Origin of the sequence: Micromonospora sp., assembly GCF_048594385.1 — a bacterium.
Lineage (GTDB): Bacteria > Actinomycetota > Actinomycetes > Mycobacteriales > Micromonosporaceae > Micromonospora > Micromonospora wenchangensis.
Genome location: NZ_JBMDWU010000339.1, coordinates 13,782 through 32,484, shown reverse-complemented (window position 1 = coordinate 32,484; position 18,703 = coordinate 13,782). Strand labels below are relative to the sequence as shown.

General features: G+C 68.9%; 13 protein-coding genes. 10 read left to right on the top strand and 3 right to left on the bottom strand.

What is annotated here, in order from left to right; translation table 11 throughout:
* On the top strand, positions 1–306 hold a 306-nt coding region (locus ACOJTC_RS18160), incomplete at its 5' end, for a WD40 repeat domain-containing protein (RefSeq protein ID WP_420117776.1).
* Between the two features lie 275 nt (positions 307–581).
* Here the strand turns inward: ACOJTC_RS18160 and ACOJTC_RS18155 are convergent.
* Positions 582–932: a transposase gene (locus ACOJTC_RS18155; protein ID WP_420117775.1), complete on the bottom strand. Its 351-nt coding sequence runs from the start codon at positions 930–932 to the stop codon at positions 582–584.
* Positions 933–1,067: 135 nt separating this feature from the next.
* Between ACOJTC_RS18155 and ACOJTC_RS18150 the strand changes: the two genes are divergently transcribed.
* Together ACOJTC_RS18150 and ACOJTC_RS18145 are read left to right on the top strand one after the other, a co-directional pair.
* A complete protein-coding gene (locus ACOJTC_RS18150; protein ID WP_420117774.1) occupies positions 1,068–2,471 on the top strand; it encodes a hypothetical protein in 1,404 nt (467 codons plus the stop codon).
* Positions 2,446–5,205 (top strand): hypothetical protein, encoded by a 2,760-nt coding sequence (locus ACOJTC_RS18145; protein ID WP_420117773.1) that lies wholly within the window; start codon positions 2,446–2,448, stop codon positions 5,203–5,205. The genes ACOJTC_RS18150 and ACOJTC_RS18145 overlap by 26 nt, the downstream gene beginning before the upstream one ends.
* 6 nt (positions 5,206–5,211) lie before the next feature.
* Here the strand turns inward: ACOJTC_RS18145 and ACOJTC_RS18140 are convergent.
* Positions 5,212–6,011 (bottom strand): IS5 family transposase gene (locus ACOJTC_RS18140; RefSeq protein WP_420117778.1). Its coding sequence is split into 2 segments (ribosomal slippage): positions 5,212–5,675 and positions 5,675–6,011, totalling 801 coding nucleotides; the frame shifts between segments, so codons are not numbered across the junction.
* A gap of 974 nt (positions 6,012–6,985) precedes the next feature.
* On the opposite strand from ACOJTC_RS18140, the gene ACOJTC_RS18135 reads away from it, so the two are divergent.
* From ACOJTC_RS18135 to ACOJTC_RS18115, 5 genes are all read left to right on the top strand, one after another.
* The gene (locus ACOJTC_RS18135; RefSeq protein ID WP_420117772.1) at positions 6,986–8,155 is read left to right on the top strand and encodes an EI24 domain-containing protein; all 1,170 of its coding nucleotides are present in this window, start codon (positions 6,986–6,988) and stop codon (positions 8,153–8,155) included.
* 282 nt (positions 8,156–8,437) lie between these two features.
* Positions 8,438–9,961 (top strand): DUF4041 domain-containing protein, encoded by a 1,524-nt coding sequence (locus ACOJTC_RS18130; protein WP_420117771.1) that lies wholly within the window; start codon positions 8,438–8,440, stop codon positions 9,959–9,961.
* A 385-nt stretch (positions 9,962–10,346) separates the two neighbouring features.
* Entirely contained in the window at positions 10,347–11,000 is a 654-nt protein-coding gene (locus ACOJTC_RS18125; RefSeq protein ID WP_420117770.1) for a hypothetical protein, read from the top strand.
* Positions 10,997–12,259: a DUF6357 family protein gene (locus ACOJTC_RS18120; RefSeq protein WP_420117769.1), complete on the top strand. Its 1,263-nt coding sequence runs from the start codon at positions 10,997–10,999 to the stop codon at positions 12,257–12,259. The genes ACOJTC_RS18125 and ACOJTC_RS18120 overlap by 4 nt, the downstream gene beginning before the upstream one ends.
* Positions 12,260–12,278: 19 nt before the next feature.
* Entirely contained in the window at positions 12,279–12,572 is a 294-nt protein-coding gene (locus tag ACOJTC_RS18115) for a DUF4326 domain-containing protein (protein WP_420117768.1), read from the top strand.
* Here ACOJTC_RS18115 and ACOJTC_RS18110 read toward each other — a convergent pair.
* Positions 12,562–13,452, bottom strand: coding sequence for a hypothetical protein (locus tag ACOJTC_RS18110; RefSeq protein WP_420117777.1), 891 nt, complete (start codon positions 13,450–13,452; stop codon positions 12,562–12,564). The genes ACOJTC_RS18115 and ACOJTC_RS18110 overlap by 11 nt on opposite strands.
* 194 nt (positions 13,453–13,646) lie before the next feature.
* Here ACOJTC_RS18110 and ACOJTC_RS18105 point away from each other — a divergent pair, with 194 nt between their 5' ends.
* Together ACOJTC_RS18105 and ACOJTC_RS18100 are read left to right on the top strand one after the other, a co-directional pair.
* A complete protein-coding gene (locus tag ACOJTC_RS18105) occupies positions 13,647–15,305 on the top strand; it encodes a glycoside hydrolase family 44 protein (protein ID WP_420117767.1) in 1,659 nt (552 codons plus the stop codon).
* 377 nt (positions 15,306–15,682) lie between these two features.
* A complete protein-coding gene (locus ACOJTC_RS18100; RefSeq protein WP_420117766.1) occupies positions 15,683–18,376 on the top strand; it encodes an RICIN domain-containing protein in 2,694 nt (897 codons plus the stop codon).
* The last annotated feature ends 327 nt before the right edge of the window (positions 18,377–18,703 follow it).

Sequence of the window (18,703 nt, the reverse complement as noted above, 5' to 3'; positions counted from 1 at the left end):
TTCAGTCCAGATGGAAAGTTGCTTGCCATCGGGAGTGGGAATAAGACTGTTCGGCTCTGGGACCCGCGTACCGGCGATCCGGTAGGTGCGCCGCTTGCCGCCCACACTGAAGCGGTATCGGCGGTGGCGTTCAGCCCAGACGGACAACTACTCGCCACCGCCAGTGACGATGGCACAGCACGCCTATGGGATCCGAGTCTTTATGCCAATCCAATTCGTAGCCTGTGCGATAAGGCAGGCGCTATGGTGGAGGATGAGTGGGCCATCTTCGCTCCGACCGAGCCGTTCGTTGAGATCTGCACGTAGCGGAACTCCTAATCTAACGGGTCTGCTGCATCGTTAGAGGATATTGAGCCGATGATTGTGCCCTGGTTCCGGCGTGGCGCAGGAATCGGCGTACGCAGCCAGGATGTAGTTGGGTGCCGGTCGCGGTTCTTGTGGGCACGGTCTTAACGCGTGGTGGTGGGGCGAGTCAGGGCCCCGGCAAATTCGGGATGGTGTCTGACATGTGAGGCTTGGAGTAGAAGCCAGGGCCATTGCGTTGCCGGGTAGCTGCTGGTGACGGCGGTGATTAGGGCGTGTCAGCGGCGGTTGGCGTGGCGGGTGGCGCGGGCGATGTTGGTCGCGCCGGTGGTGCGGTGTAAGCCGATCGCGGTGTTGCGCAGGGTGGCGATGACGGCGGCTCCGGTGCCTGTCCGGGCTTGGTGGAGGTCTTCACGGAACGTCACGTCGCGTACATGATGGATCTTGTTTTCGATGTGCCAGTGTCGGCGGGTCCAGCCCTGCAGGTCGCGGGGCGAGGCTTGGCCGGCGGGTAGTGAGACGGTCAGGTAGGCGGTCTCGCGGCTGGTTCTACCGGCGACGGTGCGGGTTCGGGTGATCCGCACCGCTTGCTGGGCGCGTGTTTCCGACGTCGTCCCTCTGGCTACCACCTCGGCGCTCGGCCGTGCTTGCGCCGAGTCGGAGCCGGCGGCAGACTGGCGGCCGTGGTGACTGGTCCTGGGTGGTCGTCTTCGGGATCAAGAACTTATGCGGGCCGGTTTCCGCTGTCGGTGGAGCGGTTCACCATGAACGTTGTAGATCGGCTTGTCCCCGGGGTTACGACGGTTACTCTCAACGCCCGCTACTACGCGCTTCACGGCCTGATATCCGCGGAGGTGCAGAAGCGCGGCTTGGCCCGCGGCGCGGCGCAGAGCCTGTTGCGCCGTGCTGAGGTCGTCGTTGGGGCGGTGTCGGCGCGTCACTACCGCGCCGCCGGTTTCGCCCACGAGGCACTGTCCCGACCACACGGATACGACGAGATCCTGAGGCGGGCGTCCGACGGCGGCGTAGATGTGGCCGAGCTGGCCGCGCCGGGTGTCTACGCCAACCCGAGTTGGGGCTTCTGGCCGGCGTACCGGGGCTCCGAGGTTCTGCTTCGAATCGTGACCAGAGCCGACGACATCGGTCCCGGTGACCAGATGGATACCGGAGCTGTCGCTGAAGGGCTCGGCGACGTGCTCGACCTGGTCAGCAGGCGGACGCTCGACGACGCGACGCTCGACGCCTACGAGTCGCTGTGCGTCTGTCATTCGGCCACCAGCGCGGATGGCGCTTGGCTTGCCCGACTGTTCGCCGCCTCGGACGCCGAGATACCCGCGACGCGGGCTGGTGTCCGCCGGCAGACGCTGCGCATGATCGCCCGCGTCATTCAGCTGACAGAGGTCCGCCGGGTGACCCGTGACGTGTCGCGATTTCTCGCATACGAGCCGGAGGCGATGAGCGACCCGGTGCTGTCCGCATTGGAGCTGTCCGACGAGTGGCGTGGCCTCATCCTGCGCAACTACTCCGTGACGGCGTGGCGGAGCCTCTGGGCCTGGCTTGTCAACGGCATCCAAGGGCTCACGCCGCGCGCGGAGCTGGCCGCACACTTCGCGGACCTGCTACCCGACATTGCTGTGGGAGCGTTCTGGGATGGGCTGCCACGAACCATGGACAGCACGGGGCGGCCGGAGCCCGCCGAGCACGATCCAGGGCTGTCGGGCCTGGAGACTCCCGTGCGTGACCTGAGCGTGCTGGCCCTCGGCGCTCGCCGTGTGCGTGAGCTGGCCGGTCGGGAGCTGCACGGCTTTGAGGGACACGAGTCGCAGGACCGTTATGAGGAGCTGGCGCCGCGGTGGTTGGCCGACCAGCTTGACCGATGGCGCGATAGGTCGCTGCGTGACTTCGCCCGATGGCTCACCGACACGATGGTCGACCGGTCGCAGCGGCTCGCGCTGGCCAAGGCTCGCCTCGATCCCCGGAAGGGTGTTCTCAAGATTCCCACCCGGGTGCATCTGCGCGATGACCTCCTGTTCCGCGACTCTCACGAGACCGCGGGTTCCGCCTCGCTGCGGTGGGACCAACTGGCCAGCATCCTCGCCGGCATGGGCCTGCTCGCCCGCACCGACGGCGTGTGGGGGATCGGTGACCGGGGTGAACTCATTGCCTGACCAGGCCTTCGACGCCGACGGCGGCGCCGGCCACCAGAACCCCGGCGACGTCGTGACAGTGCCGTCGCCTCTGCCGTACATCTTTGCCGAGGAGAGACATGCCGATCGGCAGGCCCGTGAGGCGCTCTTCTGCACCTTCAACGCCGACCTAGGTTTCTTCGAGCGTGCCGTGCTGGGCGTCACCCAGGCGACCGGTGCCCGCGTCACGGTCGTCGGCGATCTGCGCATGTCCAACCCGGACCCGCGTGCCGCCCGAAACGCCGGCACTCGCTACGTGCACGGTCTTGCCGTACCCCCGACCGCGGGGAGGGCCTTCCACCCCAAGCTCACCGTCATCGTGGGGCCGGCGCGAGCGCTGGTGGCCGTCGGCTCGGGCAACCTTTCGGTCGGCGGCTGGCACCTCAACGCCGAGACCTGGACGATCGCCGCCGCGGATCGGGAGAGGTGTCCCCGGCTGGTCGTCGACGCGGCGGAATGGCTGCGGAGCGTCGTCCGGCTCTGCGCGATCAGCCCGCCCGCCGCCGACGCGATGGGTCGCACCGCCGCCGCCCTCGAAGCCTTGAGCGGCGGCCAGGTCGTTGACACGGGCCACCGGCTGGTGCACACCTCCGACGATCCCATCATCGACCAGCTTCCGGTCACGCCCGTGGAGTGCCTGCGGCTCTACGCCCCGTTTCACGACGCGCGCGCCGAGGCGATCCAGGAGCTGGCGCTGCGTCTGGCCCCGGCACGTGTCACGCTCGCAGTGCAATCCGAGCACCGGACCGTCGTGCAACCCGAGGCGATAGCCCGTGTGATCGGCGACCTCGGCATCGACCTCGAGGTGGTGGAGGACCGGCACCGCTCCTACCGGCACGGCAAGCTCGTCGAAGCAATCGGCTACGACGGCGCATACTGGACGCTAACCGGTAGCCCCAACCTGTCCTCGGCAGCTTTGCTCAAGCCCGTCGCGGACGGCGGCAACGTCGAGCTCGCCGTTCTTGCCCAGCCCTCCGCACCGCTGTTTCCCGGCGGTGTGCCGATCCGCCTCGACCAGGTGCCCGCCGTCCGGATCAGCACGACCAACCACGTCGACACGGCCACCGGGGCCACGCTCCTTGCGGCGACCCGCGCCGCCGACGGACTGCACCTCACATTCGCACGCCCCACACCCTCCCCGGTACGGATCGTGGCCTCCGCCCACACGGATTTCGACACCTGGGCCGACGTCGGTGCCGTCCCCGAAGGCGCCGTCCAGCACCTCATCACCAGCGTCGACTTGCCCGGCGGATCCCGGGTACGGACGGTGTGGACCGAGCACGACGTCACACGCCACGGGAACCTGGTGTTCGTAACCGATCCCGAACGCACCATGCTCCGCCTGAGCGACGAGCCCCGCGGAAGCGCCCAGGGACCGATCGAGCTCCTCGCCGACGCGCGCCTGGCCGAACGGTGGCTGCAGGGGGTCCGCCAACTCGCCGCCGCGCGCGCCTGCATCGCCCTGCCCGCAGTGGGTGGAACCAGCGTCCCCGTCGGCGAGTCGGAGACCTCCACCGGCACGCCGAAGCTTGACACCGATCCCGAGGACTGGCTGCGCTACAGCGACGACGCGAAGATCCGGCTCGGGGCGGCCATGTTCCACTTCTCCCTCGGCGGGTTCGCGGCGCTCTCCGCCGCCACCACGACCTACGGCAGCGGCCTGCTCCAGCCGACCGACATGCTCAACGACGAACGCGCCGCAGGCCTCGACGAAGACGACGCGAATACCGTCAACGACGACATCGACCCCTCGACCGGGCAGAACGCCGAGGCCGACAGCCCTGGCAGCGCGGACGGCGAGAGCGACCCAGACGACGACACCGACGGGCGAGCGCTGCGTGAGCTGCGCCGTATCGGCCGCGCCCTAACCCGTGCCGTTCGCAACGACCTCGCCCACCTACCTGCGGTCGACCGTCTGGCTGTCGGGACGATCGTGCTCGTCGGCGTCGAGTTGGGCGCCTGGGAAACGCCGTACGGCGAACACGGATGGATCAGCGTGCTCGCCGAGGTGGTGGAGACGCTCGACCTGGACGACGTACCACCGGCCATCGAGGCCAACGTCGCGAGCGTGGCCGCCGTCGCTCTCTACCTCATCCGCGACCACCTACCCACGACGGGCCACCCCGCCGAGTACCTCCGCTACAAGGCAGCCGCCCACCGAGCCGCTCACCTCGTGGTCCCCGCCGACGCCACTCTCGTGGCCGACCATGCGGAGGCCATCAGCAACAGCCGCGGCTTCCCCATTGACCCGGACGACGTCATGCGCATCGCGGCAATGATCGTCGACGACGACCCGATCGCCACCGCCATCGACATACTGGAGGACCGCCGACCGGTCTGGCGGGTAAGCCGGCACGCCGACACCGCACTCCACGTCAACGGCACCTTCACCAACCCGTTCCCTGCGGCGGCCGAAGCCCTCGACGCCATCAACGGCACCGACGTGGCTGCCGTGTGGGCCACCAGCACCAACGGCAGATGGGCTATTGCCGCCCGGGCCGCAGAGGACCTAATCCGGGTCGAGCAGCGCGACGGAGCGGTGCAATGGTGGCATTACCGGCTCACCGTACTCGGCGACGCCACCCGCATCGCCCGGGACAGCGAATTTGCCAGCCGCGTGCGCATCCACCACGGTCCGCTCAACCGCCCCTTCCCAGAAGCGCTCACTCTGCTCGCCAACGCCGGCATCGACGTCGCGGCGGGACCACCCGAGTAACTGCTCCTAACTCTTTGAGTGTTGGAGTCGGCGCCAGCAGATGATGGCGCAGGCGAGGGTGAGGAAGGCTTCGTGGATGTCGTCGCGGATCTCCCAGCGGATGCGTAGGCGGCGGAACCAGTGCAGTAGTGCGATGGTGCGCTCGACGACCCATCGTCGGGTGCCGAGGCCGGAGCCGTGGCCGGTGCCGCGTCGGGCGATGACCGGGGTGATGCCCTTGGCGCGGAGTTGGCGGCGGTAGCAGTCGTAGTCGTAGCCACGGTCGGCGTGCAGCCACTGTGGTCGCTGTCGGGGTCGGCCTCGGGTGCCTCTGATGCGGGGGACCTTGTCGACCAGGGGCATGAGCTGGGTGACGTCGTGGCGGTTGCCGCCGGTCAGGCTCGCTGCGAGGGGGATGACGCCCGCGTCGGTGATGACGTGGTGTTTCGAGCCAGGCTTGCGGCGGTCGACCGGGCTCGGACCGGTTTTGGGCCGCCCTTGAGCGCCCGGACGTGGGAACCGTCGATCACCGCCCGGGACATGTCCAGTTGCCCGGTGGCCCGGAGCTTGCCGAGCAGGATCTCGTGCAGCTGCTGCCACACGCCGGCGTCGTTCCAGTCCCGCAGTCTGCGCCAGCAGGTCATCCCTGAGCCGAAGCCGAGTTCCTGGGGCAGGTACTCCCACGGGATCGCGGTGTAGAGCACGAACAGGATTCCGCAGAGCACCTTGCGATCGTCCAAGGGCTTCCGCCCGGGGTATCGGTACCGGCGAGGCGGACGGGATGGCAATAGCGGTTCGACCTCGGCCCACAGGTCGTCCGAGACGATCCACGGCGGCTGCTCACCCCTCCTCACGTTCAGACAGAACGATCCTCACGTCCGCCCGGTTACGCCCAACCTCATTGAGTTAGGAGTAGTAAGGCATCGTCGGGCTGTCGGTCCCGGTGGGGCCTGCCGTTGGGTGTGCACGTCGCCGGCGGCCTCGTATCGCACCGAGGCGGGGGTGCGCAGGCTGATGCCGGAGGGGCGGTGTTCATCCTTAATGCCGTGGGGCCGCGAGGACAGGTGCCCTGGTGCCGTTCACCCTACTGGGGCGTTGGTGCTCGACGGGTGCTCGCGCGCGATGGGACAGGGCCAGCACGCGATGGACTGGGCCGGACGCCGTCCCGCTGAAGCTGGGGCCTGACCGCGAACAGACGGACTCACGCGACCCCGTTGGACCAGACGACTCGACCAAGATCAACCTCTTAATCCGCGGGTTCGGGGTTCGAGTCCCTGGCGGCGCACCACCAAAAAGGCTCTGACCTGGGGTTTCGCCCTGGGTCAGGGCCTTTTGGGGTTTCTGCCGGTGGTCCGGTGTCTCAGTGGGCGCTCGGGAGCCGGTGGACCGTCCCGGCCTGGGGCGGACGAACGGCATGTCGGCGGCCACTCGGGCCTCAGCGTCGCCTGCGTGCGCCCGTCCGCTGTCGATGATCTTGCTTCATGGTCGGCTGGTGCGGACGTCGAGCCGTCGGTCGACGGAGGTGATCCGGGCTGACCCGGCCGGCGGCATTACGTCTACGGTGGTGCTTCTCCAGCGGGGGCGCTGCCGTGTGCCGTGGACGGGGTGGCGGGTGGCGGGACTGGATCGCTAGTGTCCAGAATGGACGACGGTCCGGGCGTGATCGGGCGTCGGGAATGCCATCGTGCACTCGACAACTCGGAAGATCCGCAGGATCGGCTACCGCCAAACCGACCGCTGAGAAGCCTTTCCGGTGCTTGCCGCTCGCCGTGTCGATCGAATTCCTGGAGGGCCCTGACGCATGGATCCGCAGCCGCGTCCGTTTCCGCCGAGTGATCTGTCGACCGCCCAGGTAATCCCCTCGGCCTATGGCTTCCCGCCGGCCTTCGAGGTCCCGTCGAGCGCACAGTTGACGCCAATGGCATCGGAGGAGCAAGCGGTGCCGGCTGCGGGCGGGCCGCTGGCACGAGACGGGGCTGGTTCGGCAGCAGCCCGGATGGCGGGGGCTGCCGGGCATGCTGTCGGGGTCGCGGGGTACCAGACACTGCGCGGCGCCAAGGCGGCCGGTACCAGGATCGGACGCTTCTTCATCGGTGCCGGGTACTTCTTCCGCGGTGCCAAGCTGTTCGTCACCACGCCCGGCCTCTGGACGTTCGTGCTGCTTCCCCTCACACTGACCGGCCTGGCGCTGCTGGGACTGCAGGAAGCCACCGGGATGCTGGTCGAGCGGCTCACCGGTTGGCTGCTCGGGTTCGCGTCCGGCTGGCCCGAGGTGGTCCGTTGGATCATCGACAAGGTGTTGTGGGCCGCGATCAGCCTGTTCTTCCATGGCGCGATGACCGCGCTCACCGTGCCGCTGACCATGCTGTTCGGTGCGGCGTTCTTCCCGGCCCTGACCCGCGACGTGATCCGGCGCACCGGCGGGACGAACCAGAGAGCGCCGGCATGGTATCGCTCGGCGGCGGTCTGCCTGCGTCAGACGGTCATCGTCACCCTGGTTCTGCACGTGGGCTGGCTGATCGTTCTGCCGCTGCTGTGGATCCCCGGCGTGAACCTCGTCGCGGCCTTCGGGGGCGGTCTGCTGTTCAATGGCTTTCTGATCGGCTCGTTGGTGCTCGCCGTGCCGCTGCACCATCATGGCGTGCGGGGTGTCGGCGAGCAGATGCGCTTCGCCTGGCGGAACCTCGGGTTCACGCTCGGCTTCGGTGTGACCAGCATCTGCGTCCTGATCCTGCCGGTGTTGTCGCTGCGAATGCTCATGCTGCTGCCGGTCAGCCCGGTGCTCGCGGTGCCGGGAGTCGCCCTGTACCTGCTGACCGCACCCTCCACCCTGGTCGGGGCGATCCTGCTACACCAGCGGATCGAGTCGGCCAGCAACGCCGGGACGGCCGGCGACATCGACTCCGCGGGGAGTGTTCGGTCGACCCAGCCCAGCGCGTTGCCGCCCGCGAACCCTGCGACCCAGGCTTGACATCTTTCGGAAGTTACCTGCCGGAATTACCTGACGGGCCGATTCTCAGTGGGTGCTCGGGAGCGGTTGGGCCGTTCTTCTCAAGAGGCCAAGGCCGAAGCGAGACAGGCTCACCGGTGCGCCTCACCAAACCGGATGCCTTTCTGTCGGCAAGCAGACTGAAGTCCTCGCTCGGGTATCCGTGGTCGGCTGGATGGCTGCCCTGCTGATCTGGGTCGTCGATGTCCCCTCGGCGGCTACGGCGCTACTTTCGTCGGACAGTCATGATGCCCGGGGAGAGCAATGGGATATCGCTTCAATGCGCCGCCGAACTGGCCGACGCCGCCTGCGGGCTGGGTGCCGCCCACGGGTTGGACGCCGGATCCTGCCTGGGGCCCTCCTCCGCCGGGGTGGCGGCTGTGGATTCCGGACGTGCCAGCTCCGGCACCGGCGGCATCCGTTACGGCCGCCGCGCAGGCTGCTGGCGCTCCTGCCGTCGTCCTGCAGCAGCGCAATGGGAGTCCGGACATCCCTCTGTTCGGTGCCCGGGGCAAGGCGCGTGAACTGACCGTGGAGAACGCGCAGCTCCGCAGCGAGCTGGACCAGTTGCGCGTCGAGCTGACGGGCTTACGGGCGGAGATGTCACGGCTCGGTGTGCTGTCGGCGATGGAGTTGGAGCAGCACCGGGAACGTCTGACCCGGGAGATCGCCGGCCTGACAGCCAAGGGGGAAGCGCGGAAGGCCGAGCTCGATCGGCATCTGCGCGAGCTCCGGCAGCAGATCGTGGTCACGGAGGAGACGGCACTGCTGCAGGAAGCGGGCGTCTATCGGTACCGGCATCCCCTGTCGGACTCGGTGGCCTACAAGAGCCAGCTCAGCCGGCTTCAGGACCAGATCAAGGCGATGACCAAGAAGGACGGGGGCGCGGTCAAGGCCGCCACCGGATGGACGGTCAACGGCTCAGCCGCCGAGGGGCGGGTCATGGTCCGGGACTTCTCCAAGCTGATGCTCCGTGCCTACAACGCCGAGGCCGACAACCTGGTGCGCGGGTTGAAGCCGTACAAGCTCGACTCGGCGGTGGACCGGCTGGGGAAGGTGACCGCCACCATTGCCAAGCTCGGTAAGACGATGCAGATCCGGATTGCCGGGGAGTACCACCGGATGCGGATCAAAGAGTTGGAACTGACCGCCGACTACCAGGAGAAGTTGGCCGAGGAGAAGGAGCGGGACCGGGAGGAGAAGGCCCGGTTGCGCGAGGAGCGACGCGCGCAGCAGGAGATCGAACGCGAACGCGCCCGGCTCGACAAGGAACGCCAGCACTACGCCAACGCCCTGGCCGCTTTGCAGGCCAAGGGCGATGCCGACGGTGCCGCCCTGATGCAGGACCGGTTGGTCCAGATCGACACCGCGATTCAGGACGTGGACCATCGGGCCGCCAACGTGCGGGCCGGCTATGTGTACGTGATCTCCAACCTCGGCGCGTTCGGCGAGAAGATGGTCAAGGTCGGCATGACCCGTCGCCTGGACCCGCTGGACCGGGTGCGCGAGCTCAGTGACGCCTCGGTGCCCTTCAACTTCGATGTGCATGCCCTGTTCTTCTCCGACGACGCTGTCGGTATCGAGGCGCAGATGCACGCACGGCTGGCCGACCGGCGGGTCAACCTGGTCAACCACCGTCGTGAGTTCTTCTACGCCACGCCGGAGGAGGCCAAGGAACACCTGCTGGCGTTGACCGGCAGCCTGCTGCAGTACGAGGAGGTCCCGGAAGCTCTCGAATACCGGCAGAGCCTCACCCATACCCAGGATCAGCCGGTTACGACCACATGACCTGCAGAGGTTGGCGGCGGGCGCCCAGTGGGCCGGTGGGTCCAACGGATCAGTCGCGCCCGCAGCCGTTCTGACACTGTCGTCAGCAACGGTCGCCGGCGGCCAGCCGCTGACGGCACGCCACAACGACCCACTGGTCGCCGCCACAGTGCGACATCGCCGTCGGTGACGGAGCCGTGGCCGGACCGGTGGCCGTCCGACCTGCGGTGGCCATCCGTCCCGAGGACGGGCGTACACGGCTCGGCGATGCGCCGGCCCGCTTCCGGGCCGGTGCGGTCCAGGGTCTCGTCGTCTGTGCGCGGTACGTCTGTGACCAGGGCCGCAGGCGGGTCCGCCCTGATCAACTACCCTGGCGGGACGTACCTACCGAACCGGAGGACGAACTATGGCCCGTCCCTACCAGCCTGGACCGAAACAGTTCGTCTTCACCGCCGGTGACGGCGACGACCAGCAGGTCTCGGTGGGTGACCCCCAGGAGGCGTACATGGCCTTCTCCGCGTTCTTCCGGGGGCGGGAGGCCGGGACCTACACCATCAGGGACGCAGCGGCGGGGCAGAGTTTGGTGCTCATGCCCCGTCAGGGGGTGATCTCCCGGATCAGGGGAGCGGGCCAGCCTCGGGCGGAACATCTCCGGGCCGGCCGGGCCAACCGCTACCTGCCGAGCGCCATGCTGTTCTTCGAGAACGGCTACGCCGGCCTCGACCGCTTCGGTCAGTGGTTCACCGACCTCTCCGACCTCGACGCGTCGCCGGAGACCCGGGGTGCAGCCTTCGCCGCGACGATCACGACGGAAGAGGCGGCCCTCCAGGAGGTCGCCCGGATCTGGGCGGACACCGGCTGTGTCGACCCGAGTGACCGGTACTACGTCTTCTTCCACGCGCATGAGGTCGACGAGGACCGGGCCGAACGGGCCACGGTGCTGAAACTGATCGAATTCCTCGGTCTGGAACGGGTCGACGCACCGGCCGGGGCCACCGGGGGTGAGGTGTGGGTGCGCACCGATCCGCGCCTCGAGGTCGAGTGTGCGCGGTGGTCGTGAGCGACGTCGTCTTCGCGCGGGGCGGCTGGCTTCCGCGGGTGATCCGCGAGGACGGCGAGCTGAAGCTGATGCTCGCGGCCGGGGCCGACGCCAACCACGAGCCCCGGACCTTCACGTTTCCGGTCTCCGCGGCCCATCTTGCGGTGATCCGGGAGGACCTGGCCCGACACCTGCTGCTGTGGAGCGCCGTACTGCCGCTGTGTGACGCGGCCGGAACCCGGGGCCGGCTCGACGAGAACGCCGCCGTCGCGCTCCTGGATCCGGTTCTGCTCGCCCCGCCCGCGGAGGTCGACGCGCTCTTCCGACGGATCGGGTGGGACCGGGGCCGGCTCGTCGCCCATGGGGCCGACCTCGATCTGCTTGACCGGGGTCAGCTCTGTGCGGCGCTACGCCCGGCGACGGAGCGGGCGGACGAGAAGCGGGTTCAGGAGTACCACGCGGAGCGTCGTCGCGCCGAGCGGGGCGTCGTCCTCGGGCCGCTCGACGCGCAGGTTCTGCGGTACACGGGCCAGTATCTGCACGGCGCGACCCTGCCGAGGCGGCTGCCCGACGCCGTCGACCCCGCACTGTTGCCGGAGGTCCTGCGGGTGATCGCCACCGCCGAGCGGGCGGGTGCCGGGATGCGGATCGGTCTCGACCCGCGCCGGGGGAACCGGGCGACCGACAAGCGGGACTGGGATCGGCTGGCGTCGACGGTGGAGGCGGCCGTGCGTCGCGCGTACCCGGGGCTCGCCGACGACGCGGTGCGTACGGTGAGCTTCCTGATGTGCTCGGAGGCCGCGGACCGCGCCCGGAGCACGCCTGTCGACGATGACGACGGGACTCTCGGCGACCACGCCGACGCCGGCGGGGGTACGCGCAGGTCGACCCTGTCGTTCACCGACGACAAGGGCGGCGCGAAGACGTGGGTACGGGACGGTTCGCGGTCCGCCTCCGCCGAGTTCTGGCAGTTCGTCGCCGATCGCTCCGCCGCGGACAACGAGGTGTTCACCATCGAGGACGAGGAACGCGGTGAGGGGGTCCAGTTGCACTTCTACGCGGACTCCCTCGCCCGGATCACGACGGTGCGCCTCGGTGACGGCGGGGCGGGCCCGCAGTACCGGGTCGAGTACAGCCTGGTCGACGGGATCGGCGGGTACCGGACGCTGGTGAGCACCTTCATCCGTGGTGGCTGCGCCGCACTCGACCGGTACGGTCCCTGGATGGCGGATGTCGCCGAGTTCGAACGGGCGCGGCGTCAACGCGACGACGCCCGGTAGCCCGACGGGAGGGCGGAGGGTGGCGCAGTCACGGGTTCGCGTGCAGGGGGACCTCTACCACCCGGTGGTGCCGGCCGGTGCCGTCTACGTCGGGCGGCAGGGGTTCGGGTTGCGGCGTTCTCCGTGGGCCAATCCGTTCAGCCTTCGTGAGCACGGCCGGGCCGAGGCGTTGCGGCTGTACCGGCAGTGGCTGACCGGGCAGCCGGAGCTGGTGGAGCGGGCGCGGCGGGATCTGGCCGGGAAACAGTTGGCGTGCTGGTGCCGGGCGGAGGACCCTTGCCATGCCGACGTGTTGACCGAGATCATCGGTTGACGCGTAGCCGGTACCGGGTGGCGGACCGGCGCGGTGCGTAGACGCCGCCGATGCTGAACGACTGCGGTCTCGCCGCCTGGTTGCCGACGTAGAAGGCCACGTCCCGGTCGGCGGCGCAGAGCTGGGTGAAGAACCTGTGTCGGAGCCGGTCTTCGGCCTCGGCGTCGGTGAGCTGCGCCAGGCGATGTTGCAGGGCGACGAACTCCCAGTCCCAGAGGGTCTGCCGGTGTCCTCGGCATCGGCGGTCCGCGCACCGGTAGCGGTAGGTGCCGGTGAATCGCGGTGCCTCCGGCGGGCGGCGCCTGGACGGCTCCAGCAGGTCGAGCTGGTTGAGGTAGCTGGCGATCTTTCTGCGGTCCTCCGGCGACCAGCCGTCCCGTCGTTCGACCTTCAGGCTGGCGACGTCGGCGACGCGGACCAGGGCGATCGACCGCGCGCCGTGGTCGTCACGGGCCCGTTCGTTGAGCCGGCACATGGAGTCCTCGACGAGCGGGTCGAGAAGGCTGCGCCGGGACCGCCCGCTGGCGAGGTGCTGCTCGGTGGTGATGGTGTGCACGATCGGCCGCCAGCTCTCGCGGCGTGGGTCCCGACGGGCCGGCAGCGCGTCGAGGTGGACGATGTCGTACGGGCGGAACCTGCTGTCGGCGGCGAGTTCGCGGAAGTGGATCGGGTAGAGCCGGATCCACCCCGTCCAGGGCGGGGCCAGGCTGAGCGCGCCGACGCAGACCGTCTCGCCGTAGCTGGTGGAGGGGTTGGGTGCCGTCTTCACGGTGATCAGGAGGCGGAGCGTCACCGGCCGGGTGAGGACCGGCCTCGGGGGTGGCGGCACGTCGGTGCTCGGCCCCCACAGCGGAAGTTGTTCCAACGGAACCACCACCATCGCCCAGTGTGTCCGGGTGGACACGCGCAGCTACGTGAACAGCTTTGCATCGATGTCGATGAAATGCCACCCCGCTCGTCCGGCTGTATCGAGATCGTCGGTCGTCGATGCATGGAATCGATTGACTTGATAGTGGTGACCCGTAATGTGGGTGGGGGTTCGGCCTGGCGGCCGATCGGTGACAGGAGGCTCCGATGGGTGTACGACGACGGCGTGAGCCACGACCGGCCATGGTGATCGGGCTGGCCGGATCCCTCGTGGTGGGGCTGCTGGCGACCCAGGCGGGTGTCGGCCCGGCCGCGGCCGCCACCGACGGGCCCGCCCTGACCGTGGACGTCTCTGCCGCCCGGCACCGGATCAGCCCCGACATCTACGGCATGAACGGCGGGGATCCCGCGCTCGTCGCCGAACTCGGCACGCCGGTGGCCCGCTGGGGTGGCAACGCGAGCAGCCGTTACAACTTCCGGAACCACACCTACAACACCGGCAGCGACTGGTATTTCGAGAACATCGTCGCCGGGCCGGACAACACGGTCGAGGCGTTCGTGCGGCGCAACCGGGAGCACGGCACGAAACAGGTTGTCGCCGTGCCGTTGATCGGCTGGGTGGCGAAGGACTCGCCCTCGTCGCACCCGTTCGCCTGCGGTTTTCCCGCCACCCGCTTCCCGGAGCAGGACTCGTTCGACCAGTGGGACCCCAACTGCGGCAACGGCCGGCGCGCCGACGCGAACCTGACCGGCGCGGTCCCCACGGACACCTCGATCCCGGCCGGCCCGGCGTTCGCGGGCGAGATGGTGTCGCATCTCGTGAACCAGTTCGGCCCGGCGTCCCGGGGCGGCGTGTCGATCTACGAACTCGACAACGAGCCGGTCCTGTGGAACTCCACCCACCGCGACGTGCACCCCGAGCCGGTGAGCTACGACGAACTGGGCGGCAAGGGCACGGCGACCGCCGCGGCCATCAAGGCCGCCGACCCGCGTGCGGCGGTGCTCGGCCCGTCCGGCTGGGGCTACTGCGAGTGGGTGGCGTCCGGGCTGGACGGCTGCGCGCCCGGCGCGGACGCGGCGGCGCACGGCGGGCTCAACCTCTCCCAGTGGTACCTGAAGAACATGAAGGACTTCAGCGACGCCCACGGCGGCAGGCGCTTCCTCGACTACTTCGACCAGCACTACTACCCGCAGATCAGCGGTGGCAAGGACCCGGATTCCAACGCGCTGCGGCTGCGCTCCACCCGGTCCCTGTGGGACCCGACGTACGTCGACGAGTCGTGGATCGGCCCCGGCGGGGTGAACGCACCGCCGTTGCAGTTCATCCGTCAGATGAAGGCGTGGGTCGCCCAGCACTACCCCGGCACGAAGGTCGCCATCACCGAATACAACTGGGGTGCGCTGGACGACATCAACGGCGCGCTCGCCCAGGCCGACGTGCTCGGCATCTTCGGGCGTGAGGGACTGGACCTGGCCACCATCTGGGGCGAACCGAAACCGACCGACCCCGGGGCGTACGCCTTCCGGATGTACCGCAACTACGACGGCGCCGGCGGCAGGTTCGGCGACGTGAGCGTGTCGGCGGCCAGCGGCGACCAGGGGCAGCTCGCGGTCTACGCCGCGCAACGCTCGTCCGACCGGGCGCTCACCGTGATGGTGGTCAACAAGACGGACCGGGACCTGACCTCACGGACCGCGCTCGCCGGTTTCCGCGGCGGGGACCGGGTGCAGCGGTTCAGCTACGGTCCGGCCGACCTCACCTCGATCGTCCGGGGCGAGGACCTCCGGGTGCACCGGGGTGGCGTCAGCGCGACGTACCCGGCGAACTCGGTGACGCTGCTCGTTGTGCCGCAACGTCGGCACTGAGGCCGCGCGGCGACCCGGACAGCACCGACGACGGGTGCCGTCGATCACGATTACGCATAGGCGGTTGACAATTGGTGGTTGCCTCCGCCGATTCCGACGCCTACGCTTCAGGCAGCATTCCGTGACCACGGGCAGGAGCGTGTGCGCGGGCGGCGGGAGTTCCCGGTGGCAGGGAGTGACCCCGCTCGCCTCGCACGTGGACCCTGCCGCCGTCGGTCACGGCGTCTTCCCCAGGAACCCGCCAACGGTCGAACCGCCGGGAGCGCGCACGCCCTCCCGCCGGGTCGTTCCATGTTCGTACGGCGGGTTCACTGTCGCACCCCCGGGACGAGTGTCCAGCGGACATGGCTGTGGGCGGCATGCGAAAGGACAGGTACGTGAACCCAGCCCTCTCCGCCGTGCGAAGGTCGCTGCTGGCAGGTGCGCTGCTCGTCGCGGCCGCCGTGCCGGCCGTTGTCGCGCACCCGCTGTCGGCCTCGGCCGCCGTCCAGGCAACGTACTATGTCGCGCCGGACGGCAGTGACAGCAACCCGGGCACCCTCGAGTCCCCGTTCCGGACGATGCAACGCGCGCGGGACGTGGTGCGTACTGTTAACGCGAACATGGCCGGCGACATCCAGGTCTACCTGCGGGGCGGCCGGTATCCGGTGAGCAGCACCATCGAGTTCGGTGCGGCCGACTCCGGCAGCAACGGCTACCGGGTCAGCTATTCCGCCTACCCCGGTGAGACCCCGGTGCTCGACGGGGGCGTTCCGGTCACCGGGTGGACCCAGCACAGCGGGAACATCTGGAAGGCCCCGCTGGACCGGGCCAACAAGCTGCGCGCACTCTACGTCAACGACAAGCGGGCCGTCATGGCGACGAAGACGGTCGGCTCGGCGGGCTGCTACGGGACGTACAACGTCACGGCCGGGCAGGCCGCGTGGGCCTGGGAGTCGGGCTCGCAGTGCGACGGCGCGAAGTACAACCTGAACGACTTCCCGGCCGTCGCCCGCAACGCCGAGGACATCGAGATCGAGACGGCGACCACCTGGACCACCGCCATCGTCGGGGTACGCCAGGTCACCTCCGACGGCGCGAACCGGGTGGCGCTGTTCCAGCAGCCGGGTGCCGCGATCGCCCAGGGCGCGTTCAACGGCAACGCCCAGAGCGGCGGCAGCCACAAGCTGATGAACGCCTACGAGTTCCTGGACGCGCCCGGCGAGTTCTTCTTCGACAAGGGCAGCAGGACGCTCTACTACTACAAGAGCAGCGCCGAGAACATGACGACCGCGTCGGTGTTCGCGCCGAACAACGTGACCACCCTGGTGCGGGTCGCCGGCACCTCGACGAACAACCACGCCCGCAACATCACGTTCGCCGGGCTCACCGTGCAGCACTCCGACTGGAACCTGTTCACCGTCGCCGGTTCGTCGTTCAAGCAGGCGCAGCAGGGCAACCTCGGGGCGCAGGCGTACGCGAAGCGGAACTTCCACGACTACTACTACCGCAACGTCGACGTCACCCCGGGCATGATCCAGGTGGAGAACGCCGACGGCATCCTGTTGAGCCGCAACCGCATCCAGCACAGCGGCGCCGACGGGGTCAACATGGTCAACGACGTGCAGAACAGCCAGTTGACCGGGAACTTCACCAACGACATCGCCGGTTCCGCGATCACCGTCGGCCACCCCCAGCACGTCTACATCGGCGACGGCACGTCGACCAACCGGGAGAAGTGGCTGCCGCAGGTCGAGGGGCTGCCGAAGAACATCGAGATCAGGAACAACTACCTGTACGACAGCGCGGTGCTGTTCAACGGGCACAGCCCCATCTCGGCGTACTTCGTGGACACCCTGACGATCCAGCGCAACCGGATCGAGAAGTCGCCGTGGTCGGGCATCACGCTCGGCTGGGGCTGGTGGAACTTCGACGGGTCATCGGGCTCGATCGCGCCGAACCGGCCCACCACGACGGCCCGGAACAACACCATCAGCTACAACCACATCATCGACACCGTGCAGCGGCTCAGCGACACCGCACCCATCTACACCCTCGGTGCCCAGCCGGGGACGACGATCACCAACAACTACCTGCAGGGTGTGCCGTCCGGGCACAAGTACGGCCTGCACCCGGACGAGGGTTCGGCGTACATCACGTTCCGGGACAACGTGCTGAGCGTGGACAAGAACATCACCTGGATGATCAACTCCGACGACTTCGGGCGCAAGCACGACCTGAGCATCACCCAGATCTACGGCCCGATCAACAAGGTGTCGAACAAGAACCTGCCGAACAGCACGGTCAACGACATCCTGGTTTCGTCCGACTACGTCTGGCCGGCTGCGGCGTACGGCATCGCGGCCAACTCCGGGCTGGAGGACGCGTACCGGGACATCGTCCCGGCGGCCAACCTCTCCCTGCCGAACTACGTGCTGCCCGCCAGCACCTTCGTCACCAGCGCCTCGGCGACCATCCCGATCCGCAGCACCGGCGACGCGGGAAGGACGGTCTGGCTGGCCCCGGCCGGCACGACCACCTTCACCGCCGGCCCGACGATGACCCGGGCGGCGGGCACCGCCACCTCCATCGCGGTGCCGACGAACCAGGGTGAGTACCGGCTGTTCGTGGTGGACGCCCAGGGCAACCGGTCGGCCGAGTCCAGCTCGCTGGTCCGCCAGCAGGGCACCGGCAGCGGCCAGCAGGGTGGCCGGCTGGTGGGCGGGCAGTCCGGCCGCTGCGTCGACGTGCCCAACGCCAGCACCACCAACGGCACCCAGGTGCAGTTGTGGGACTGCACGGGCGGCACCGGGCAGCAGTGGACGTACACCAGCGGCAGGCAGTTGACCGCGTACGGCAACAAGTGCCTGGACGCGAACGGCGCGGGTACGACCAACGGCACCACGGTCATCATCTGGGACTGCCACGGCGGCACCAACCAGCAGTGGAACCTCAACGCCAACGGCACCCTGACCAACGCCCAGTCGGGGCTCTGTCTCGACGCGAACGGCGCGGCGACCGCCAACGGCACGAAGATCATCCTGTGGTCCTGCAACGGCGGGACCAACCAGCAGTGGAGCCTGCGCAACTGACCGGCGTCCCCGGGGCCGGGTCGACCCGGCCCCGGGGGAACCGCGCCGTGACCTGCGGTTCGCCGCCGTCGGGCGGCCGACCCCGGGTCGCAACCGACCCGACACAGCATTGACATATTTCACTGTTCGACCTAGGGTCTTGCCGAATCGATTCGACGTCCGGTGTCACTGCTCCGGGCCTCGGCCGGTGGCGTCCGGGCGCGACATGGACCACCGATCGGTTCGACGACCAGTCGGTCCCGCCGGGCAGCGGGACCATCGGCTGGCAGCTGCGGCGACGAGCCGGCCGGCGTCGTGGGCGCATCGTGCGTCTCCTGGTGTTCCGTC